Source organism: Streptomyces sp. NBC_01314, assembly GCF_041435215.1.
Classification (GTDB): domain Bacteria; phylum Actinomycetota; class Actinomycetes; order Streptomycetales; family Streptomycetaceae; genus Streptomyces.
Genome location: NZ_CP108394.1, coordinates 413,198 through 436,285, shown reverse-complemented (window position 1 = coordinate 436,285; position 23,088 = coordinate 413,198). Strand labels below are relative to the sequence as shown.

Annotated in this window: 16 protein-coding genes and 2 pseudogenes; 14 read left to right on the top strand and 4 right to left on the bottom strand. The window is 71.7% G+C overall.

All coding sequences use genetic code 11. From position 1 onward, the window contains the following. Positions 1-237 precede the first annotated feature (237 nt). The 13 genes from OG622_RS01890 to OG622_RS01830 all read left to right on the top strand — a co-directional run bounded on the left by OG622_RS01890 (position 238) and on the right by OG622_RS01830 (position 19,242). Positions 238-1,581, top strand: a complete 1,344-nt coding sequence (locus tag OG622_RS01890; RefSeq protein WP_371572651.1) for an MFS transporter — start codon at positions 238-240, stop codon at positions 1,579-1,581. Between the two features lie 233 nt (positions 1,582-1,814). Then, on the top strand, positions 1,815-2,627 hold the full coding sequence (locus tag OG622_RS01885) for an aminotransferase class IV (protein WP_371572649.1): 813 nt from the start codon (positions 1,815-1,817) through the stop codon (positions 2,625-2,627). Positions 2,628-2,731: 104 nt separating this feature from the next. Then, positions 2,732-4,534 carry a class I adenylate-forming enzyme family protein gene (locus OG622_RS01880; protein WP_371572647.1) on the top strand — a complete coding sequence of 601 codons (1,803 nt, stop codon included), beginning with the start codon at positions 2,732-2,734 and terminating at the stop codon, positions 4,532-4,534. Between the two features lie 109 nt (positions 4,535-4,643). Further along, on the top strand, positions 4,644-5,333 hold the full coding sequence (locus OG622_RS01875; protein ID WP_371572646.1) for a DsbA family protein: 690 nt from the start codon (positions 4,644-4,646) through the stop codon (positions 5,331-5,333). A 407-nt stretch (positions 5,334-5,740) separates the two neighbouring features. Then, positions 5,741-7,117: a nitrate/nitrite transporter gene (locus tag OG622_RS01870; RefSeq protein WP_371572644.1), complete on the top strand. Its 1,377-nt coding sequence runs from the start codon at positions 5,741-5,743 to the stop codon at positions 7,115-7,117. 57 nt (positions 7,118-7,174) lie between these two features. Further along, positions 7,175-8,269, top strand: coding sequence for a phenazine antibiotic biosynthesis protein (locus tag OG622_RS01865; protein WP_371572642.1), 1,095 nt, complete (start codon positions 7,175-7,177; stop codon positions 8,267-8,269). Continuing rightward, positions 8,269-9,702, top strand: coding sequence for an aldehyde dehydrogenase family protein (locus tag OG622_RS01860; protein ID WP_371572640.1), 1,434 nt, complete (start codon positions 8,269-8,271; stop codon positions 9,700-9,702). Before OG622_RS01865 ends, OG622_RS01860 begins: the two co-directional genes overlap by 1 nt. Continuing rightward, on the top strand, positions 9,699-10,358 hold the full coding sequence (locus OG622_RS01855; RefSeq protein WP_371572638.1) for an FMN-dependent NADH-azoreductase: 660 nt from the start codon (positions 9,699-9,701) through the stop codon (positions 10,356-10,358). The genes OG622_RS01860 and OG622_RS01855 overlap by 4 nt, the downstream gene beginning before the upstream one ends. A gap of 130 nt (positions 10,359-10,488) precedes the next feature. Then, entirely contained in the window at positions 10,489-11,910 is a 1,422-nt protein-coding gene (locus OG622_RS01850; RefSeq protein ID WP_371572636.1) for a 3-deoxy-7-phosphoheptulonate synthase class II, read from the top strand. Between the two features lie 74 nt (positions 11,911-11,984). Then, the gene (gene pabB, locus OG622_RS01845; protein WP_371572634.1) at positions 11,985-14,168 is read left to right on the top strand and encodes an aminodeoxychorismate synthase component I; all 2,184 of its coding nucleotides are present in this window, start codon (positions 11,985-11,987) and stop codon (positions 14,166-14,168) included. After that, the gene (locus OG622_RS01840) at positions 14,165-16,315 is read left to right on the top strand and encodes a molybdopterin oxidoreductase family protein (RefSeq protein ID WP_371572633.1); all 2,151 of its coding nucleotides are present in this window, start codon (positions 14,165-14,167) and stop codon (positions 16,313-16,315) included. Before pabB ends, OG622_RS01840 begins: the two co-directional genes overlap by 4 nt. A 27-nt stretch (positions 16,316-16,342) precedes the next feature. After that, the gene (locus tag OG622_RS01835; protein WP_371572631.1) at positions 16,343-17,698 is read left to right on the top strand and encodes an NAD(P)/FAD-dependent oxidoreductase; all 1,356 of its coding nucleotides are present in this window, start codon (positions 16,343-16,345) and stop codon (positions 17,696-17,698) included. Continuing rightward, complete coding sequence (locus tag OG622_RS01830; protein ID WP_371572629.1) at positions 17,695-19,242, top strand: FAD-dependent oxidoreductase; 1,548 nt, start codon at positions 17,695-17,697, stop codon at positions 19,240-19,242. The genes OG622_RS01835 and OG622_RS01830 overlap by 4 nt, the downstream gene beginning before the upstream one ends. Positions 19,243-19,423: 181 nt before the next feature. Here the strand turns inward: OG622_RS01830 and OG622_RS01825 are convergent, their stop codons facing one another. Beyond that, on the bottom strand, positions 19,424-20,956 hold the full coding sequence (locus OG622_RS01825; RefSeq protein WP_371572628.1) for a PLP-dependent aminotransferase family protein: 1,533 nt from the start codon (positions 20,954-20,956) through the stop codon (positions 19,424-19,426). A gap of 253 nt (positions 20,957-21,209) precedes the next feature. Between OG622_RS01825 and OG622_RS01820 the strand changes: the two are divergent. Further along, positions 21,210-21,524: pseudogene (locus OG622_RS01820) on the top strand (LysE family translocator); the annotation flags it as partial. Positions 21,525-21,547: 23 nt separating this feature from the next. On the opposite strand, the pseudogene OG622_RS01815 reads toward OG622_RS01820, so the two are convergent. From OG622_RS01815 to OG622_RS01805, 3 genes and pseudogenes are all read right to left on the bottom strand, one after another. Beyond that, a pseudogene (locus OG622_RS01815) lies at positions 21,548-21,793 on the bottom strand (ATP-binding protein); the annotation flags it as partial. A gap of 115 nt (positions 21,794-21,908) precedes the next feature. Further along, the gene (locus OG622_RS01810) at positions 21,909-22,055 is read right to left on the bottom strand and encodes a hypothetical protein (protein ID WP_371572626.1); all 147 of its coding nucleotides are present in this window, start codon (positions 22,053-22,055) and stop codon (positions 21,909-21,911) included. 167 nt (positions 22,056-22,222) lie between these two features. After that, a complete protein-coding gene (locus OG622_RS01805) occupies positions 22,223-22,942 on the bottom strand; it encodes an IS6 family transposase (RefSeq protein ID WP_371572624.1) in 720 nt (239 codons plus the stop codon). Positions 22,943-23,088: the final 146 nt, after the last annotated feature.

The following is a 23,088-nucleotide window of genomic DNA, read 5'->3' as shown; positions in this document are numbered from 1 at the left end:
CCCGCTTCCCGGCGCCTCACCCACTTCACCCATCTCCGGGAGAGATGGGTGAAGTGCCGGGAAAAACATGCATATTACAGGCGGTCAGGCGCGTTCCTCGCAGGCGATCGGCCGCCGTTCCGCAGGGCGGCACAGCCGTGCGTCAGCCGGTCACCGGCCTCCTACAGTCCACGGCACCAGTCCCCACTGTGGCCCGGATCACTTCATGACCAGGGCCTGTCGGAGGTGAACCGCTCCATGTCCGAGACCAGCAGCGACGCAGCAGCAGTCGGTACCGCCACACCCCCCGCCCCACCACCCGCGGCCAAGGAGAACGTCTCGCGCGTCGCCGTCGCCAGCCTCGTCGGCACCACGATCGAGTACTACGACTTCGCTGTGTACGGTACGGCCGCGGCGCTCGTCCTGGGCCCGGCCTTCTTCCCGTCCGGCAACTCCACGGTCTCGACCCTCGCGGCCTTCCTCACCTTCACCGCCGCATTCCTCGCCCGCCCCATCGGCGTCGTGCTGTTCGGGACGATCGGCGACCGGCTCGGCCGCAAGCGGGCCCTGGTGACCTCGCTGGTGCTGATGGGCATCGCCACGGTCGGTGTCGGCCTGCTGCCGACGTACGAGACCGTGGGCATCCTCGCCCCGGTGCTCCTGGTGGCCCTCCGGCTGCTGCAGGGCGTGAGCATGGGCGGCGAGTGGGGCGGCGCGGTGCTGCTGGCCGCCGAGCACGCTCCGCCGGGGCGGCGGGCGATGTACGCGTCCATTCCCCAGATCGGCGCGCTGCTGGGCTTCCTGCTGTCGAGCGCGGTGATCCTGCCGACGATCGCCGTCGCTGGCCGGGACGGTTTCGCCGACGGGGCGTGGCGGGTGCCGTTCCTGCTGAGCACGCTGCTCATCGTCGTCGGGTTCTGGGTGCGTACCCGGGTCAGCGAGTCACCGGTGTTCAGCAGCCAGTCCCCGGCCGACCGCCCCGCCGCCCCCCGGTTCCCGCTGGGCGCCCTGGTCAAGGAGTACCCGGGACAGTTGCTGCTCGGCATCGGCGCGGCGGCCGGCGGCTCGGCCGTCTACTACCTGACGATCGTCTACAGCCTGTCGTACGGGCCGAAGGCGCTCGGCATCGCGCAGAACACGATGCTGGCCGCCGCGAGCGTCGCCGCGGGCATCACGGCCGCCGCGGTGATACCGGTCGCCCGGCTGGCCGACAAGGTGGGGCGGCGGCCGGTGATCATAGCCGGGGCCAGCGGGTGCGTGGTGTGGGCGCTGCCCATGTTCGGCTCCATGCAGACCGGCAACGGGCTGGTCATCACCGGGGCCTTCACCGTGGGACTGCTGCTGTTCATCCTGATGTTCGCGCCGATCGCGGCCTTCCTGCCGGAGTTGTTCCCGGCCCGGCTGCGTTACACGGGAGCCTCGGCGACCTTCATCCTCGCCAACACCCTCGGCGGCGGGTTCGCCCCGCTGGTCGCGACCTGGCTGAACTCCCAGTGGAAGTCGCCGCTCGTCCTCGGCGTCTACGCGGGAGGGCTGTGCCTGGTCAGTCTGCTGTGCGTACTGGCGCTGCCGGAGACGCGTGACCGCGACTTCGCGGTCTGACGCGCCACCGGCGCGCGACTGAGCGCGGTGACCCCGTCCGGGGTCACCGCGCTCAGTCGCGCGCCGGCACGGGCGGCCGGGGAGCCACTGTTTCGCATGCGTCTTCGTATACGTCGGGATTGGCCCCCTCGTTACGGCCCGTACATGGCTCTGTTGCTCCATTCCCGCATTCATTACCTTCATGGAAAGGGGAACTTCGCAGCCGGAGTTCGTCGCCGGAGTTCGCCGCCCGGATGAGGAGTGTCACCGTCATGCGTACTGAAATAGGCAGCCAATCCTTTCTCGTATGGAGTTCCGTCGGCGGGCTCACTGCCGAGGAGAATGACCAGGGAATGGTCATAGCCGATTCATGGCTGGTTGACGAAGGCCGGGTTCGGGGTTACGAAATGCACTGGGACCGGTTCTCGGAGGCCGTCGGTTCCTATGGCGTCGACCGGGCCGAGATCGCGGAATTCCGCGCCGCGGTCACCGCGGAACTGCCGCGGACCGGAGCGTGGTTCCCCCGGCTCGAACTGCTGGCCGGCCCGTCGCCCAGGCTCGCGCTGCGACTGCGCCGCGCCCCCCGGTTGCGGGACACCGCCAGGGTGTGGGTGGCGGACTGCGTCGACCCCCGGACCCGTCCCCGGTTCAAGGGCCCCGACTTCGCCGCCCAGGGCAGGCTTCGCAAGCAGGCCAGGCTCCACGGCGCCGACGAGGCGATCCTGCTCGACGAGGACGGCCACGCGGTCGAGGGAGCCTTCAGCAGCCTGCTGTGGTGGGACGGTGGTGACCTGTGCACCGCCCCGGACGACGGCCGGATCCTGCCGGGCGTCACCCGGAGGCTGCTGCTCGACCGGGCCGCCCACCTCGGGGTGACGGTGCGTCATATGCGGGTCGCCCCCGCCCGCCTCACGAGGTGCGAGGTGTGGATCACCAGTGCCCTGCACGGCATCCGGGTCGTGACCGGCTGGGAGCCGGGCGGCGAACCGGCGCCGCCCGCCCCCTTCGCCGACGGCCTGTGGCAGGCCCACCTGGACTCGCTCCTGGCGCCGCTGCCCGCGAGGTGAGAACCGCCGTGGAGCCGCGGGGCCCCCGGCTCGACGCTTCCGCCCCCGTTCACCGACGAACCGCGCGCCCCCACCAGTTCAGCACAGAGTCAAGGAGAGTCGAGATGAAGATCCGATCCCTGCAGCGGCATCTGGCGTCCGTCCGCCGAATGAAACTGGGCCCTTCGCACCGCGGGCTGCGCGCGCGGCTGGAGCTGGTGTCCGAGCGCTCCCTCGGTGTGGGGACCTTCCTCTGGCACACCCTCGACCGGGCGGCCGACCTGGACGCCCCGCTGCTGTACCACCTGCCGCGCGGCGGCGGCGAGAAGGACCTCCGTGCCTACTCCCTGGCGGATCTGCGGGACGCGACCGAGCGGTACGCGCGCTGGTTCCACGCCGCCGGTGTGGGACGTGGCGACCGGGTCGGCATCTACAGCGGCGACGGCATCGCCAACTTCGTCCACTTCATGGCCCTGAACAGCATCGGCGCCATTCCCGCCCCGGTGAATCCGAACATGGCGCCCCAGACCGCGGCGCGCTATCTGAAGCGACTGGAGCCGCGTGGGGTCGTCGCCGACGCCGACCGGCTGGTGACCTTGCTGGCGGCCGCCGACAGCCCGGACGGGTTCGGCTTCACGGTCGCGCAGGAGGAAGTGGACTCGGCGGGCCGCGTGGGCCCGCTGCCCGTCGGCTATCCGTACATGCACGGTGACCACGACCCGGTGCTGATCGCGCACTCCTCGGGCACCACGGGCATGCCCAAGGCGCCGATCCTCGGTCACCGCCAGTTCTTCGCGGGCAAACGCCCCCGCATCCTCACGATGCCCTCCGGCGTCGACGACAAGAACCTGCTGGTGTTCCCCCCGTCCCACGGCTCCGGCCTCAGCTACATGATGATGGCCACCCTGACCGGGGTGCCCACCCTGGTGATGGAGGAGCAGCGGGGGCCGGCGGTGGCCGAGGCCATGCGCTGGTGGAAGCCGACGGTGGTCATCGCCTTCCCCATCACCTTCGGCGAGCTGGCGGCGCTGGGCGTGGAGCCGTCGGCGGCTGCACGGGTGACCACCTGGCTCAGCACGGCCGACGCCTCGCACGAGGCCCACGTCCGTGAGCTGGTACGGCTGGGCAGGCACCGCGTCGGCGGCAAGTGGCGGCAGGGCTCGCGGTACATCGACGGACTCGCCTCGACCGAGGTGGGCATGGCCGTGTTCCAGAACATCCACGGCCCGGACACCGACGCCTACAAGCGGTGCGTGGGCTACCCGGAGCCCATCGTGGAGGAGGCCACCGTCTACGACGAGCACGGCAAGCGGCTGGGCCCGAACGAGATCGGGTTCATCGCGGTCAAGACCCCGACCGAGACGCTGGGGTACTGGAACGACCCCGACCTGACGCACCGTTCGAAGCACGACGGGTTCTGGCTCACCGGTGACATCGGGTACTACGACGAGCAGGGGCGCTTCTACCAGTACGACCGGGCCACCGACGTCATCCACACCGCCCGCGGGCCCGTCTACAGCCTGCCCACGGAAGAGATCGTCCTGAAGGCGTGCCGCCAGGCCGTGGACTGTGTCGTGGCCGCCGCCATCAGCCCCGCCGACGAGGAGCTGTCCGAACCGGTCGCCGTGGTCCGGCTGGCCGAGCGCTGCGAACTGACCTCGCGCGAGCTGCTGGCCCAGCTCAACGGGGCGCTGCGCAAGGCCGGTATGCACGAGGTCTCCGCGGTCGTGCTGGTCAAGGGCGAGAACGACATCCCGCTCGGCGTGACCGGCAAGGTGCTCAAGCGCGAGGTGCGCACCACCTACGAGAAGGTGCTCCTCTCCGACGACGACCACGGGCTCGACATCGCCCGCACCCGTTCGGCGCGCACCGCGCCGAGCAGCCCGGAATCGACGACCACCCGGCGCCGGCAGGCCAAGGCCGCCTGACCCGTACCGCCGCCTCCGCGGACGTCCCGGCGCACACCCGTCCGGGACGGTCCGCGGGGCGGGGGCCGGACCGGGTGTGTACCAGCACGTCAGAAGGGACCCCTGGCACATGATCAGCGTTCTGCCGGGCACGGTGGCGGTCTACGCGGACCTCGCCTGCCCCTGGGCGCATGTCGCCGTCCAGCGGCTGTGGCGGACCCGCGCCGAGCTGGACCTGGCCGAGGTCGTACGGTTCGACCACCGCGCCGTCCTGCTGGAAGTGGTCAACCGGGGCACACTGCCCAAGCCGGTCATCGACGCCGAGATCCCGGTCGCGGCGGAGATGGAGCCCGACGCGGGGTGGCAACCCTGGGTGGAGCCCGACTGGCGCTGGCCGGTGAGCAGGCTGCTCGCGGCGGAGGCGGTGCAGGCGGCCAAGGAGCAGGGCCTGGCGGCGAGCGAAGCCCTCGACCGGGCGTTGCGCAGAGCGTTCTTCGCCGACAGTGCCTGCATCACGATGCGTCATGTGGTGCTCGGCGTCGCCGGGTCGGTGCCCGAGGTGGACGCCGGGGCCCTGGGCGAAGCGCTGGACGCCGGGCGCGCGCGTGCCGCCACGCTCGCCCACGTCGCCGACTTCGCCCCCGGCGGCGCGACCACGAGCCCGCACCTGTTCACTCCGGACGGCGGTTCCTGGCCCAACCCCGGGGTCGACTACCACTGGGTGGGGCCACCCGGCGACAGTGCCGTCGCCCTGAAGTCCGACGACCCCTCGATCTACCGCCGGATCCTGACCAAAGCGGTGGAACCCGCCCAAGGATGAGCGCGGTCACGACACCGCCACGACCGCTGTTCGACGCGGTCGGCCGACGGGCGTCGTGCACGGGTGTCGCCGACCGGCCGGCGTCATGCACGGGCGTCGCCGACCGGCGGCGCACCGGCCCGGTGCCGTGGCTCCGCCCGACTGCCGGTGGGCGGAGCCCGGCCCGGTGCCACGGCTCGACACCGCCGGCGGGCGGCGGCGCCGTGCCGACGCGTCGGTACGGAATCGCTCCGCTCGCTCCGCAGCCGGTGTGTCCCCCCAAACGGCTCGTATCGCCGCCTGGCTCGACCGCCCCGCTCCGCCCCTTACCTCGCCCGGCCCGTTCGTCGTTCTGGTTCGCCCGTCCTTCTCCCGCGCGCCGTTCTCGCTCGCGGCGTGGCATGTCCGTCTGCTTCAGGAGGTTGTCGATGAGCGCCGTGGTGAAGAGCGGCCCGCGCGGAATCCGGTACTGGGATCCGGAGGACGAGGTGTTCTGGCGGCGTACGGGGCGGCGGGTCGCGATGCGGAATCTGGCGTTCTCGATCCTCGCCGAGCACGTCGGGTTCTCCGTCTGGAGCCTGTGGTCCGTGCTGGTGCTGTTCCTGGGGCCGGAGTACGGGCTGTCCCCGGCGGACAAGTTCCTGCTCGTCTCCACGCCGACGCTGGTCGGAGCCGTACTGAGGATTCCGTACACGCTTGCCGTGGGCTGGTTCGGCGGACGTACCTGGACCGTCCTCAGCGCGGCTGTGCTGCTGGTGCCCACGGTGCTGGCGGCGGTGTACCTGCGCCCCGGCACCTCGCTGGGCACGCTGCTGCTGGTGTCCGCCGTGGCCGGTCTCGGCGGCGGCAACTTCGCCTCGTCCATGGCGAACATCAACGCCTTCTTCCCGCAGCGCCACAAGGGCTGGGCGCTCGGCCTGAACGCGGGTGGCGGCAATCTGGGCGTCGCCGTGACCCAGCTGGCCGCCCTCGCGGTGCTGGGCACGGTGGGCGCGGCCGAACCCCGGCTGCTGCTGGGGGTCTTCGTTCCGGCGATCGTCGTCGCCGCTGTGTGCGCCGCGCTCTTCATGGACGACCTGCCCGGCAACCGCAACGACACCGACGCCCTCAGGGACGTCCTGCGGGACGCCCACTGCTGGGTGATGTCCCTGCTCTACCTCGGCACGTTCGGTTCGTTCATCGGCTACTGCTTCGCGTTCGGCCTGGTGCTCCAGACACAGTTCGACCGTACGCCGCTCCAGGCCGCGTCGCTCACGTTCCTCGGGCCGCTGCTCGGCTCGCTGACCCGGCCGGGCGGCGGCCGGCTGGCCGACCGGATCGGCGGTGCCAGGGTCACCTTCGCCGTGTTCGTGGCGCTGATGCTCTGCACCGGGGTCGCCGTCGTGGCGTCGCGCACGGACTCGCTCGGTCTGTTCGTCGCCGACTTCGTCGTGCTTCTCGCACTGGCCGGGGCGGGCAACGGATCGACGTACAAGATGATCCCGGCGATCTTTCTGGCGAAGGCGCTCCAGGACGGCGGAGGCGACGAGGGCGGCGCGAGCACGCGGGCCCGGCTGGCGCGGGCCCGACGGCTGTCGGGCGCGCTCATCGGGGTGACCGGTGCCCTCGGCGCGCTCGGCGGGGTGCTCATCAACCTGGCGTTCCGCGCGTCCTTCGCCGGCTGGGGCAGCGGGGTCCCGGCGTTCACCGGATTCCTGGTCTTCTACGCCGCCTGCGCCACGGTCACCTGGGCGGTCTATCTCCGGCGCCGCCCCCGCCCACGGACCGCCCACGATTCCCGTCCCGACGTCGTCCTCTCGGTCTGAACCCTGGTCCGCACCCTGGTCCGAACCCCGGTCCGCACCCGGTTTGAAGGAGAAAACATGGCAGTCGCCTCAGACCCCGTCCTCACCTTTCCCCCGGACCAGGTCCCCGATCCGGAGGAGTTCATCCAGGCCGCCATGCGGTGGCACTTCGGCCCCGAGACGGGTTCGCCGTACTGGCTCCGCAGGGCGCGGACCCTGGACTTCGATCCGCGCCGGGACGTCCGCACCTTCGACGACCTCCGGCTGTTCCCCAACATCGTCAACGAATTGCGCGACGTGCCCGCCCGGGACCTCATCCCCCAGGGCTACGGTCCGTCGACCGAGGTGATCGGCGTCTACGAGAGCGGCGGCACGACCGGCGCACCCAAGCGGGTCGCCTACCTCGCCGACTGGATGGACAGGTATGTGACCTGGTCCACCGGGCGGATGGACGAACGCGGTCACCCCCGTGACGCCCACTGGCTGGCCATGATCCCCAGCGGCCCCCATCTGTGGGGGGAGGTCGTTGCCCGCCAGGCGCGGCGCCGGGGCGGCTTCACCTCCACCATCGACCTCGATCCGCGCTGGGTGAAGAAATGCATCGCCGAGGGGCGCGGCGACGAGGCCGGCCGCTATGTCGAGCACCTTCTGGCCCAGGGCGAGTTCCTGCTGGAGACCCAGGACATCGGCGTACTGGTCATCACGCCCCCGCTGTTGGAGCGGCTCGCGCAGCACGAACACCTCGTCAAGCTGGTGAACGAGAAGATCCAGGTCATCATCTGGAGCGGGGCCCACATGGACGCCGACAGCAGGCACCTGTTCCGGACCGAGGTCTTCCCCGACGTCCAGCTGTTCGGGAACTACGGCAGCACCATGATCCTCTGCGGGGCCGTCGAGCGCGCCGGCAGCGAGGACGAGTGCGTCTTCGATCCCTTCGCGCCCCACATCTCCTTCTCGGTCGTCGACCCCGAGACGGGGCAGCCGGTTCCCTACGGTGCACGCGGCCAGGTCGTCATGAACCACGTCAGCCGCAGCGCCCTGCTCCCCAACAACCTGGAACGCGACGTCGCCACCCGGATCCGCCCCGAGGCCGGACAACTCGGCGACTCGGTGGCCGATGTCAGCCCCGTCCGGACCTTCGACGACGAGGTCGTCATCGAAGGTGTCTACTGATGGGCGGCCTGAGGGGCGGGCCGATGGACGCACCGGTGGACCCACCGGCGGGCGGCCCGATCCAGCTCGACGCCCTCGGTTCACGCGGTGCCTTCCGGGCTCGGAACCGACTGACCGTGGCCGATGTCACCGGGCAGCCGGTCGCCGAACTCAGCCAGGTGCCACGGCTGTTCGTCCAGCGCGGCCTGTCCGCGCTGCGCGCCGCCGGCCCGGCAGGCTCCGGTGCATTGGCCGAGGTCATCGCCCGAGCGGGGCACGCGTTCGCGAACGGCACGGTGGGCGGCCTGTCGGCCCCGGAGTACCAGCGTCTCGTGAGCCGGGTCTCCGGTGTGCCGGTCGCGGTGGTGAGGTCCGCCACCGCCCGGATCGAGCGCGCGGCGGCCGAGGTGGACCGCACCGTGCGCTGCGCCCGCCCCACGGCGACGGTCGACCACTGGCGGGACCCGCGGACTCGGGGCGGCGGCGCGGTCTGGGCCCGGCGAGGTGACGTCTTCGCCGTGCACGCCGCCGGCAACCATCCCGGCGTGCACGGCCTGTGGCTCGAAGCGCTGGTGCTGGGCTACCGGGTCGCGGTACGGCCCTCCGGACGGGAGCCCTTCACCCCGCACCGGCTGGTGACGGCGTTGCGCGAGGCGGGGATCGGCGACGACCGGCTCCTGCTGCTGCCCACCGACCACCACGTGGCCGACGACATCGTCCGGGGCGCCGACCTGTCGCTCGTGTACGGCGGCGACGCGGTGGTGGAGAAGTACCGGGCGCATCCGAACGTACTGACCCAGGGCCCCGGGCGGTCCAAGATCCTGCTGGCGGACGTGGACACGGGCGTGGGCGCGGGCCTGTCGTCCGCGCTCGACACGATGGTCGCCTCGATCCGGGACGAGGGCGGGGTCGCCTGCGTCAACGCCACCGCCGTCTTCGTGGCCGGCGACCCGGCACCGGTTGCCGAGGCCATCGCCGAGCGGCTGGCCGGGCTGCCCAGCCTGCCGCCGGAGGACGACAAGGCGGTCCTGCCCGTCCAGCCCACCGCCGACGCGCGCAGGCTGGAGAAGTACCTGCTCGGCCAGGCGGACGGCGCGACCCTGTGGCTGGGCGGCGACGGGATCGTCGACGAACTGGGCGACGGCAGCGCCGTACTGCGCCCCGCCGTGATCCAGTTGGACCGGCCGGACGCGCCGCAGCTCGGCACCGAACTCCCCTTCCCCTGTGTCTGGGTGGCCCCCTGGTCGCCCAAGGACGGCGTCGGACCGCTGCGGAACACCCTGGTGCTCACCGTGATCGGCCGGGACGAACGGCTCGTCGAGCGTCTGGTCGACGAGCCGAGCATCAGCAACGTCCATGTCGGACACCACCCCACGCACTGGATGGCGCCGGGCGTCCCGCACGACGGCTATCTCGCGGAGTTCCTCATGCGCTCCAAGGCGGTCATCAGATGAACCCGAACGCACATGCGGAACAGGTGGACGTCACGCGTCTGCTGCACATCGTCGCCTCCCCCATGGGTGAGCGCTCGCAGTCCAGGGCCATCGCCGAGACCCTCGTCACCGCCTACCGCCAGACCAGTCCCGGCGCGACGGCCGACGTCCTCGACCTCTGGCGGGAACGGCTTCCCGAGTTCGGGGCGGCGGCGGTCGAGGCCAAGCGGGCGGAGGCGTCCGGGGGACGGGCCGAGGGGGAGGGCGCCGTGGCCTGGGAGGCGGTCCGGCGCACCTTCGAGCACTTCGACAGCTACGACAAATATGTGTTCAGCGTGCCCATGTGGAATTTCGGAATTCCCTATGTCCTCAAGCACTTCATCGACGTGGTGAGCCAGGCCCGCATGCTTTTCTCCTTCGACCGGGACTCGGGCTACACCGGTCTGCTCAAGGGAAAGAAAGCGGTGGTTGTTTACACCAGCTCGATCTACGGGCCGGGTCTGCCGCCCGCTTTCGGTGAAGACCACCAGACCCCGGCGTTCGACGGCTGGTTGCGGTGGGCGGGGGTCACCGACATTTCCACGATCCAGTTGAGAGCGCATCAGATCACCGAGGACGCCGATCTCCTGCGCCGCAACGCACACGCCCAGGCACAGGAGCTCGGCAAGAAATTCTGAGCCGCGGGGACGCCTCTCTCTGTTTCGCTCTCCCTGTTTTCACCCCTCCCTGTTCCGCCTCTTCCACGACGCCACGACGTAACGACGCCACGACGCCACGCCGTTCTCGATCCGCAACAGGAGCACCCGCATGCCCGTTCCGCCCCTGCTCGAACCGGTCGGCCCGGCCGACCACGCCCACGACACCCAGGGAGGCGAGGAGTCCGAGGCCGGTCTCAGCACGTCGTCCTGGCACCCGCCCGCCTGGCGGGGACTGCCGATATGCCAGCAGCCGCAGTGGCCCGATCCCGACGACGTGGCCGCCGTCACCGACCGTCTCGCCCTGCTGCCGGCCCTCACCACGCCCAGCGACGTCCGCAGCGTTCTAGCGGCCCTGGCCCGGGTGCAGAACCGGGAGGCATTCGTGCTCCAGGGCGGCGACTGCGCCGAGCCGCTCGGCCCCGCGGCCGTCACCGGTGCCCGGGACAAGCACCGGGTGCTGGGCGCCGTGGCGGAACGCGTCAGCACACGCCTGGACATGCCCGTGGTCACCGTCGGCCGACTGGCGGGTCAGTTCGCCAAGCCCCGCTCGGCGGCCGTCGAGGAGGTGGACGGCCGACAGTTGCCGGTCTTCCGGGGGCTCACGGTCAACGGGCCGGAGCCGCACGAGGACGACCGCAGGCCCGACCCGTACCGGATGCTGTCCGGCTACTACACGGCGAGGAACGTCCTGCGCGAACTCGCCGCCCTCGCCCATGAGACGGCGAGTGCGTTCGCCCCGCAGGCCTGGGATCCCGCGGCCGCCCGTGAGGTGCTGTGGAACCGGTGCGAGGAAGCCGTCCCCGACGGCTCACTGCGCTCGCTCGTGCAGGGGTACGGGCAGACCCGCTGGACCGAAGGCGGGAACTGGCGCCACACCGGGCTGTGGACCAGCCACGAGGCGCTGCTCCTGGACTACGAGAGCCCGCTGACCCGCCAGGATCCCGTCACCGGTGAATGGTTTCTGCTGTCCACGCATCTGCCGTGGATCGGCGACCGCACCCGGCGCGTCGGCGACGCCCATGTGGAGTTCCTGGCGGGCATCGCCAATCCGGTCGCCGTCAAGATCGGCCCCGGCGCGGAGCCTGCCGAGATCGTGCGCCTCTGCGAGCGGCTCGACCCGTACCGCAGGCCGGGCCGGCTCACCCTGATCTGCCGGTTGGGCGCCCTCGAGCTGCGCGGACTGCTCCCGGCTGTCGTCACCGCCGTACGCCGGGCGGGCCACCCCGTGGTCTGGATGTCGGACCCCATGCACGGCAACACCACGGCGACCGGCACCGGCGTCAAGACCCGCCACCTCAAGGACATGCTGGACGAGGTGACGGACTTCTTCGAGGTCCTGCGCGGCATGGGCGAGTGGCCCGGCGGGGTGCATCTGGAGGCCGCCGCCGCCGAGGTGACCGAGTGCGTGGGCGGTACCCGGGTGGCCTGCGAATCCGATCTGGGTGACGCCTACGAGTCGTTGTGCGACCCCCGGCTCAACAACGAGCAGCTCATGACCATGGCGGACATGGTCGCCAAGCTCGCCGTGTAACCGGCACCTCGAAGACAACCCCAGCAGCCGAGCCCTCGGTGAGGGCCGCGCCGTGCCACTCCAGGGAGATCGCCATGCGGACCCTGCTCGTCGACAACCACGACTCGTACACCTACAACCTCTTCCAGCTGATCGCGCAGGTGAACGGGGTCGAGCCCGTGGTCCTGCACAACGACTCACCGGACTGCGCGAAGCTCGACCTGAACGACTTCGACAACGTGGTGATCTCTCCCGGCCCGGGCGATCCCACCCGGCCGAAGGACTTCGGCGCGTGTGCGCCGATCATCGAATCCGCCCGCCTGCCCGTGCTCGGCGTGTGTCTGGGCCACCAGGGCATCGCCGCCGGGTCGGGCGCGGAGATAGTACGGGCGCCTGCGGCCAGGCACGGGCACCTCACCGCCGTGCGCCATGACGGACGGGAGCTCTTCCACGGCCTTCCGCAGTACTTCACCGCCGTGCGCTACCACTCGCTGTGCGTGCCGGAGCCGCTGCCGCCGGAGCTGGAGGCGACAGCGTGGGCGGAGGACGGGGTGCTGATGGGCCTTCGGCACCGTACCCGCCCGCTGTGGGGCGTGCAGTTCCACCCCGAGTCCGTCGCCACGGAGTTCGGGTACGAGCTGCTGGGCAACTTCCGCGATCTCACGGAGCGGTTCCACCACAAGCGCGGTTCCTCGCGCCGCCGGACGCCGGTCCGCCCCGGGGCCCACCTGGTACCCGTGGAGACCGGCTCGCGGCCCGCACCCCGGCCCGTCGAGCCACGCCCCTACCGCCTGCACTCCCGGATCATGGAGTCGGCGGTGGAGACCGAGGCCGCCTTCACCCGGCTCTTCGCCGACTCCTCGCACGCCTTCTGGCTCGACAGCTCCCTGATCGACCCGCGGCTGTCCCGCTTCTCGTTCCTCGGCGACGCCTCCGGTCCGCTCTCCGAGATCGTCCGCTACCGCGTCGGCGACGGCGCCGTCGAGGTCACGTCGGCGGACGGGGAGACCCAACGGGTCGACGGCACCGTCTTCGACTACCTCCAGACGGCGCTGCGCGCCCGCCGCGTCGAGAACCCCGCCCTGCCCGTCGACTTCTCCTGCGGTTACGTCGGCTACTTCGGCTACGAGCTGAAGGCCGACTGCGGTGCCACCGCGCAGCACACCTCGCCCACCCCGGACGCGTTCTGGATCTTCGCCGACCGGCTGATCGCGGTCGACCACCAGCAGGGCGCCACCTATCTGCTGGCCCTCAGCGACGGCAGCCCGCGCTCCGACCGCGACACGACGGTGTGGCTGGAGAAGACCGCCGCCGTGCTCGCCGCGCTGCCCCGCCCCCGGCCGACCCCCGTACCCGACCAGCAGGCCGTCGACAACGCGCTGCTGGAACCGGCACTCGTGCGCGACCGCGCCCGGTACCTCGCCGACATAGACGCCTGCAAACAGGAGCTGCTCGCCGGGGAGAGCTACGAGATCTGCCTGACCAACGCCGTCCAGGCCCCCCGCCCCGCCGACGGACTGCGCTTCTACCGGTCCCTCAGACGCTCCAACCCCGCCCCGTACGCCGCCTATCTGCGCCTGGACGGGATGGAGATCGCCTGCTCCTCCCCGGAGCGGTTCCTGCGCATCACCCGCGACGGCATGGTCGAGACCAAGCCCATCAAGGGCACCGCCCGGCGCGGCGCGGACGAGGCGGAGGACTCCAGGCTGCGCCGGGAACTGACGACGAGCGCCAAGGTCCGGGCCGAGAACCTCATGATCGTCGACCTGCTCCGCAACGACCTCGGCCGTGTGTGCGAGGTCGGCAGCGTCACCGTTCCCCGGCTGATGCGCACGGAGACCTATGCCACCGTGCACCAGCTGGTGTCCACCGTCCGCGGCCGGCTCCGCGCCGAGGTGGACGCCCTGGACTGCGTCCGCGCCTGCTTCCCCGGCGGCTCGATGACGGGTGCGCCGAAACTGCGGACGATGGACATCATCGACTCCCTGGAGACCCAGGCACGCGGCGTCTACTCGGGTGCCATCGGCTTCCTCTCCTGCAACGGCACGGCCGATCTGAACATCGTCATCCGGACCGCCGTACTGACGGAGGAGGGTCTGCACGCCGGCGCCGGTGGCGCCATCGTGCTCGACTCCGATCTCGTCGAGGAATACGAGGAGATGCTGCTGAAGGCGGCCACATCGCTGCGGGTGCTGCTCGCGGGTACGTCCGGCCAGGACGCCGCGTCCACGACCGATCGAGTGGCACCGACGAGGGCCGCGGAGGGCGGGCTCCGATGAACGAGCCGGCCGACGCCGTCCGTACGCACTGCCCGTACTGCGCCCTGCAGTGCGGGACGGTGCTGCGGCCCGACCAGGGCGGAGCGGCGCCGCTCGCGCTCACCGGATGGCCGGAGTTCCCGGTCAACCAGGGGGCGCTGTGCGGGAAGGGGCAGAACGCCACCGACCTGCTGGACCCGGCGGCCCGGCTCGGCACACCGCTGGTCCGCGACGGCCGGAGCGGGGCGTTGCGGCCCGCCACCTGGGACGAGGCGCTCCGGCGCGTGGTCTCGGGCATCCGGTCGGCACAGACCGCGTACGGGCCGGACGCCGTCGGGGTGTTCGGCGGTGGCGGGCTGACCAACGAGAAGGCGTATCTGCTGGGCAAGTTCGCCCGGGTCGCGCTCCGTACGTCGGCGATCGACTACAACGGCCGGTTCTGCATGTCGTCGGCGGCGGCGGCCGTCAACCGGGCCTTCGGCCTGGACCGGGGGCTGCCCTTCCCGCTCGCCGACGTCGCCGGGACCGACTGCGTCCTGCTGGTCGGAAGCAACCTGGCCGACACGATGCCGCCCGCCCTGCGCCACCTGACCCGACTGGCCGACCGCGGTGGGCGGTTGATCGTGGTGGACCCCCGCCGCACCCGCACCGCCGCGCGGGCCGACCTGCACGTGCGCCTCCTGCCCGGCACCGACCTGGCCCTGGCCCTCGGCATGCTGCACATAGCCCTCGCCGAGGGCCATGTCGACGAGGACTTCGTCGCCGCCCGGACGACGGGATTCGAGGCCGTGCGCGCCACCGCGATGGAGTACTGGCCGGCCCGCGTCGAAGGGCTGACCGGTGTGCCCGCCCATCAGATACGCGAAGCCGTACGGATGTTCGCCCAGGCGCCCACCGGAATGGTGCTCACGGCCCGCGGCAGCGAACAGCACAGCAAAGGCACCGACACGGTGCACGGCTGGATCAACCTCTGTCTGGCCCTGGGGAAGGCGGGCCGGCCGTACAGCGGATACGGCTGCCTGACCGGCCAGGGCAACGGGCAGGGCGGGCGCGAGCACGGGCAGAAGGCCGACCAACTGCCCGGCTACCGCAGCCTGACCGACCCGGCGGCGCGGGAGCACATCGCCCGCCTCTGGGGCGTCGCCCCCGGGGAACTGCCCGGCCCCGGCACCTCGGCCTACGAGATGCTCGACACCGCGGGCACGCCCGACGGGGTCCGGGCGATGCTGGTCATCGGGTCCAACCCGGTCGTGTCGGCGCCGCACGCGGATCATGTGGAGCGGCGGCTGCGGTCGCTGGACCTGCTGGTGGTCGTGGACGTCGTACGGTCCGAGACGGCCGAACTCGCCGATGTCGTCCTGCCGTCGGCGCAGTGGGCGGAGGAGACCGGCACCCTGACCAACCTGGAGGGCAGGGTGATCCTGCGCCGCAAGGCCGTCGAGCCGCCCGCCCAGGTGCGCACCGACCTGGAGATCCTGTCCGCCCTCGCGGCCCGGCTGGGCCGCACCGAGGGCTTTCCGGCCGATCCGCGCCTGGTCTTCGACGAACTGCGGGCCGCGTCGGCCGGCGGCCGGGCCGACTACGCGGGGATCAGCTACGAACGGATCAGCGAGGAGAACGGGGTGTTCTGGCCGTGCCCCGCGGACGGACACCCCGGGACGCCCCGGCTGTTCCTGGAGTCCTTCGCGACGCCCGACGGCCGGGCCCGCATGGTGCCGGTCCACCACCGGCCGGTGGCCGAGACCCCCGACGAGCGGTATCCGCTGTACCTGGTCACCGGGCGGGTGCTGGCCCAGTACCAGAGCGGGGCGCAGACCCGTCGGGTGGCCGCGTCACGGGCCGCCGCGCCGGAGCCGTACGTCGAGATCCACCCCTCCACGGCCGGTCGGCTCGGGGTGGTGGACGGTGAGCCGGTGACGGTGACCAGCAGGCGGGGGACGGCTGTGGCCCCGGCCAGGCTGAGCACCGACATCCGCCCGGACGTGGTGTTCATGCCCTTCCACTGGTCCGGGCCGGGTCGGGCCAACACGGTCACCAACCCCGCGCTCGACCCGGTCTCGCGCATGCCCGAGTTCAAGGTGTGCGCCGTACGCGTGGCACCGGTGGCCGCGTTCCCTTCCCGCCCGCCGGGGCGGCCGTGTGCGGCGACCGCCGTACAAGCCCTGTGATCGGTCGATCGGTCCCTGGAGGTAACCGTGGGAAGGGAAGACGGCGCCGCGTGCCGCGTTCTCGTGGTCGGCTGCGGTATGGCGGGGGCGCGCTTCGTCCGCCTGCTGACGGCCTTGAACCCCAACGTCCGGATCACCGTCTTCGACGGCGAACACCGCCCCGCCTACAACCGCCCGCTCCTGACCGGCGTCCTGGCCGGTCACCACCGCCCCGAGGACATCGCCCTGCCGCTGCCGCCCGGCATCGACCTGCGGGCCGGCGTCCGTGTCGTCGCCGTGCACCGGGCCACCCGCACGGTCATCGACTCCACCGGCACCGAGCACGCCTACGACGCGCTGGTCCTGGCGACCGGCAGCAGCCCCCACCACCCCTGGCCACAGACCCGCCCGGCCTCGGGCGAACACCACCTCCACACCCTCGCCGACTGCCGGCACCTGACCGCCGACTGTGCCGACGCCCGCACCCCCGCGGTCATCGGCGGCGGTCTCCTGGGCGTGGAAACCGCCCTCGCACTCGCCGCCCGCACCCTCCCGGTCACCCTCGTCCACCGGGGCCCCCATCTGCTCCACCGCCACCTGGACAGGCGGGCCGGAGCCCTGCTCCGCGGCGTCCTGGAGGACGCGGGCATCACGGTACGGACGGGAACGCCCGCGGTGGGCCCGGTCGACGGTCACGGGGGCGGGACCGGGGTGGCAGCGGCTCGGGCCGCGGGCCCGGGGGATGCCGGAGTGTCGGCGTCGGGTTCGGCCGGGGGGCCCGGGGGCGTGCGGCTTGTGGCGTCGGCCGGGCGTCACGGGGGCCGTGGGGTGCTGCTCGGGGACGGGCGGGTGGTCGCCGCCGATCTCGTCGTGGTCGCGTGCGGTACACGGCCGCGGGTCGGGCTCGCGCGTGCGGCGGGGCTCCTGGTGCGGGCGGGGGTGGTGGTCGATGACACGTTGGCCAGTGTCGGCGATCCGGACGTGTACGCCATCGGGGACTGTGCGGAGCATCGCGGGGTCGTGCACGACACGGCCGTGCCGGCCTGGCAGCAGGCCGAGGTGCTCGCGGCGAGGTTGTCCGGGCACGAGCGGCACGCCCGGTTCACGGGGTCCCGCACGCTCACCCGGCTCATCGCGGGGAAGGTCGACCTGGCGGTGTTCGGCGAGGCCACCACCGGTGTCGGGGGTGGCGTCCGAGGCGGGGCCAGGACCGACGTGCTCTCCGTCTCGGACGACCGGCGGCGCGTCTACAAGAAGATCGTCACCCGGGACGATCGCGTCGTGGGCGGCATCCTGCTCGGCGACCTGTCCACCGTCGACACGGTGCGCCGGGCCTACGAGGCGGCCGAACCGTTGCCCCCGGACCGCCTCCACCTGGTCTCGGCACTCGGAGGTGACGGATGAGCGGCCGCCTGGTCCTGGTCGGCTACGGGATGGTCGGTCACGCCCTGCTGACGGCCCTGGACGCCCGGGGCGCGCTGGGGGACTGGCAGGTCACGGTGGTCGCCGAGGAGGACATACCGCCCTACGACCGCATCCACCTGTCCCGGTACTTCCAGGAGACCGAGCCGGAAAGCCGGCTGTTCCGGCGGACCGGACCCGCGGGCCTGCTCCTCGGCGAGCCCGGCTTCGGCGACCGTACGGGCATCCGGACCCGTCTCGGCGACCCGGCCGTCGCGGTCGACCGCGGTCGCCGCCGGGTGACCACGGCCGCCGGCCGTGTCATCGACTACGACGTCCTGGTCCTCGCCACCGGCTCCCGCTCCTTCGTCCCGCCCGTATCCGGAGCCGACGCCACCGGCTGCTTCGCCTACCGGACGGCCGCGGACGTACGGGCCATCCGGGCGCACTGCGAAACGGCCGGCGCGGCCGGTGGGGCGGGCGTGGGCGCGGTGATCGGCGGCGGGCTGCTGGGCCTGGAGGCCGCGGGCGCGCTACGGGCCCTCGGACTGACCATCCATGTCGTCGAGTTCTCCCCCTGGCTGATGCCCCGCCAACTGGACGAGTACGGCGGCTGGACGCTGCGCCGCCACATCGAGGACCTGGACATCGCCGTACACACGGGCACCCGCCTCACCGCCGTGGAGACCGACGCGCGCCACCGGGCCACCGGCGTACGGCTCCAGCCGCCCGACGGCGCGCGGCCCGTCCACGTCGGCGCCGACGTGGTCGTGTTCGCGGCGGGGGTACGCCCCCGCGACGAACTCGCCCGGTCCTGCGGGATCGCCGTGGGGGAGCGGGGCGGGATCGTCGTCGACGAGACCTGCCGCACGGAGGACGAGCACGTCTACGCGATCGGGGACTGCGCGCTCACCCCCGACGGGCGCGCGCATGGACTGCTGGCCCCGGGCAACGCCATGGCCCAGGTGGTCGCCGACCGACTGGCCGGCGGCACGAAGACCTTCACCGGCTGGGACACGGCGACCCGGCTGAAGCTGCTCGGCGTGGAGGTCGCCTGCTTCGGTGGACAGCCCGAGGCGGCGCCCGGCGCATTCGAGGCGACCCACCTCGATACCCGGGCCGGGGTGTACCGCAGCCTGCGCGTCTTGGGCGAGGGGCGGCTGCTCGGCGGGATGTTCGTGGGGGACACTTCCGGCTACGCGGCGCTGCGCCGTCTCGTGAGCAGCGGCCGGCCGCTGCCCGCCCCCGTCGAGGAACTCGTCGTCCCCGGACCGCTTCCGGGGCGGTCGGCGGCCGTCGGACCACTGCCCGACGAGACGACGATCTGCCACTGCCACAACGTCCCGGCGGGCACGGTCCGCTCCGCCGTCCGTGGCGGCTGCGCCGACCTGGCGGCGGTGAGGCACCGCACCCGCGCCGGCAGCGGGTGCGGTAGCTGCGCGGAGACCGTGGCCGCACTCCTCGGCGAAGGGCTCGCCGCCCCCGGCATCGGCACCGCCGCGACAACCGCGACAACCGCGACAACGGTGACAGGGAGCCCCGTATGACTGACCGTGAAGGCGCTGCCCACAGCCCCGTCCACCGGCGCTCCCCGCCCCTGGACCAGGTCCGCGACCTCTTCGATCGTCATGGTCGCCGCGTCGGTGCCGCCCCGGACCGGCGTGGGCATGACGGATGGGTCCCCCCCGCACGGGCATGGGCATCGACATGGGCAAGGTCATGCGACGGTCATTCCGTCGCGCGGGTGGACTGCTCGAACGCGGCGGCGATCCGGCGCACACCGAGGACCGCCTGCTCGGGTGGGGTGGCGCCATAGCCGAGGACAAGTGCCGGAACGGGGGTCGTCCCGGTGGAGTGGTAGGAGGCGAGCGGGTAGACAGTGGCCCCCGAACGGCAGCTGAGCCGGGCCAGCCGGTGCTCGTCCGTACCCGGCGGGAACCCGGCGACCAGATGTGTGCCGGCCGTCGGTGGCATGACCCGCACCAGGCTGCCGAACTGGTCGTACAGCGCGTGGACGCAGGCTTCCCGCCGCTCCTGGTAGGCCTGGCGCATCCGGCGGATGTGGCGGGCGAAGTGATGGTCCGCCATGAAGTCGCGCACAGCCGCCTGTTCGAGCACAGGCGGCGCCCCGTACGCGAAGTGCTGGGCGGCGGCGACGACGTCGACGAGATCGGGCGGAACCACGGCGTAGGCGAGCCGCAGGGCGGGGAACATCACCTTGTTCAGGGTGCCCAGGTAGATGACCCGGTTCGAGGTGTCCGTCTGCTGGAGCGGCGGGACCGGACTGCCCGAGGAGAACTCCCCGTCGTAGTCGTCCTCGATCACCCAGCCGTCCGACCGCGCCGCCCAGTCGAGCAGTCGGCCGCGCCTGAAGTCCGTCATACGGCAGCCCGTCGGGAACTGGTTGTTGGGGGTCACGAGAGCCATGCGTGCCGAGGGGTAGCGGCTCTCGCCCGAGGAGACGCACAGCCCCTCGTGATCGACGTCCACCGGGCAGGGGACGACACCGGCGGCCACGAGCGCGGCCCGGCCACCGGGAAACCCCGGGTTCTCGACCAGCACCTGCTCCCCGGGCTCCAGCAGGACGCGGGCCAGCAGATGGGTGATGGTCCGCGTACTGCTCGTGATCACCACCTGTTCCGCCGTGCAGGACACCCCGCGCGCCAGGCCCAGATAGGTGGCCAGCTCTTTGCGTAAGGGCCAGTATCCGATCGGGTCCTGGACGTGCATCAGGGAGTTCGGCAGCCGGGCGGCACGGCGCGAGACGACGCGGGACCAGAGTTTGGCCGGGAAGAGGTCCAGCGCCGGCACGCCGAGGACGAAGGGCTGCGCGGCGGCGGTCTGCGAGGCCGGGTACCGCCCGTCGAACGTGCGCGTGGCCTGGAGCATCAGCCGTGCGGTCCCGGAGAACCGGGACGTCCGGCCCGGCTCCTCGGGCGGAGTCGGCAGCCGGGTCACCCTCGGCGTTCCCCCGTCCCCCCGTCTCTCACGGTTGTGGACGGCCACGTGGGTGCCCGACCCCACCTGTCCGGTGGCGAACCGTTCCGTCACAAGCCGTTCGTAGGCGACCAGCACGGTGTTCCTGGAAACCCGGAGTTCCTGGGCGAGCGTCCGAGTGGCGGGCAGCCGGACACCGGGTCGGAGTTGCCCGCTGCAGATCGAGTCCTTGAGCCTTTCGTAGAGCTGTTGGTAGAGAGGCTCGGGCAGGTTGCGGTCAAGGGCGAATCCGCCTAGCGGCAGCGCTGTGGACTCTCGCGGCACGGCCTGTGCACCTCCTGGATCGCGGGGGAAGGGCTGGTGGCGCTGTACCTGGTCCGGACCACCATCTGGAGCGGCGGGTTCCACGCCAGGAGACGTGAGCACGGACGGAGCCTGCCAGTTACCGTTCCGGAGTACGGGACACGTGAGCCGGGACCGCGTGAGAATGCGTCGATTCGGGCCTGAACAGCCGTGCGGGCCAAGCCCTTCAGCGCATGGCGTCGGAGGGGGTGAGGCCACTGGTGACAAGGCCACGCAAGGCGGCCTGCGGACGTTGTGGGAGGGGTTCGCCGTCGGTGTGGCCAACCCCAAGACCATTGTGTTCTTCGCCGCCGTGCTGCCGCAGTTCGTCGACCACGCCCAAGGACACGTCGTAGTTCAGATGCTGGTGCTCGGGTTGGTCTTCAACATCATCGCAGTGGCCTCCGACAGCCTGTGGGGACTGATCGCGGCAACCGGACGGGACTGGTTTGCCCGCTCACCTCAGCGGCTCTCTCTGGTCGGGGGAATCGGCGGGCTCACGATGATCGGCCTCGGTGTCACCGTCGCCGCGACGGGACGCAAGGACTGATCCGGCACCAGAGAGGCGACGGGTCAGCTGGCGGCGCGTTCGGCCTGGGCCTTGGAGTGGGCGAGGCGGTAGGACTCGGTGCCGGTCTCGATGATCGTGGCGTTGAAGGTGAGGCGGTCCACGATGGCGGTGCAGAGCCGGGGGTCGGTGAAGGTCGTGCTCCAGCCGGTGAACGCCGCGTTGGATGCCGCCACAATGCTGTTCTTCTCCTCGCGTCCCGTCAGAACTTGGAAGAGCATCTCGGCGCCCCTCCGGTCGAGTTCGAGGTGTTGGGTCGGGGACGGGACGCCGTGCACCGTTTCCAGTGCCGGTCTTCCCGTCCCCGCCCGCCGAACCGGACGTGCCCGTTGGCCGAGCATCCGGCTCTCCACGTGATCCGCTGGATCAGGCGAGGTATTCGCTGACCTGGCCGACGAAGGCCACATCGTCGTGGTTCGTCCGGCGGAAGCGTGCTCCGTCGGGGTCGACCTCGGCGATGTTGTAGGGCGTGCTGATCTGTGCTCCCCGGAACTGGTAGCGCTGGACCCGCATCTTCGCCGGGTTGTAGAGGACGATTCCACCCTCGGTGATGCGGTCCGCCCCGTAGTAGCGGCGCCGCAGTTGTTTCCAGGTCAGGTGGGGGGCGTTGTCACGTTGTTGGCTGTGTGACTGTCTGACGGCGCGTGGGGGCAGGGTGGGCTTGGGAGCCGGGCCTGTGCTCAGGCCCCGGTGGCAAGGCCGGCGACGCCGGTGATCTGCTCCCAGATGGCGAAGCGGACGGTCATCTCGGCGCGGTAGTCGTGGGCGGGCATCGGATGGCGGCGGGGCCGGAAGTGGGGCGAGATACCGCTGAACGCGGACAGGAACCGCTGGGCCCCGCCCACGGAGCGGAAGCCCTTCATCGCCCGTTCACGCTGCCGGGTCGGCTGGTGGCTGTTCTCGGCCCGGTTGTTCAGGTACTTCGACCGGCGGTGCCCGACGCAGGGCATGACCTCGCGGTGGGCGGCGCCGCAGGAGCGGAGCTTGTCGGTGACGACCACCCGCGGCACCGCGCCCGTCCTCTTCATCAGCCTGCGGAAGAAGCGCCTGGCCGCGGTCTTGTTCCGCCGGTTCTGCACCAGAACGTCCAGGACGTTGCCGTTTTGGTCGACGGCCCGCCACAGGTACTGCAACCGCCCGTTGATCTTGATGAAGACCTTGTCCAGGTGCCACTTGTCACCGGGCCGGGGCTGCCTGCGGCGCAGCGCGCCTGCGTAGGCCTGCCCGAACTTGGCGCACCAGCGGCGGATCGTCTCGTAGGAGACGGTCACGCCGCGCCCGAGCATGAGCTCCTCGACCTCGCGGAAGCCGAGCGGGAAGCGGTGGTACAGCCACACCGCCTGGGAGATGACCTCGACCGGGTACCGGTGCCCCTTGTACGACAGCGACGCGCTCCCCACGGACGACCCTTCCCAGGCTGATCAACCAGAAGATCATCCCACCGGTCAGACAACGTGACAGTGCCCGGACCTGGTAATACGAGCGTCGGGGCGGCCGCGCGGTAGCGCCATCCTGCTGGGCTCTGACCGCGTCGAACAATTTCGAT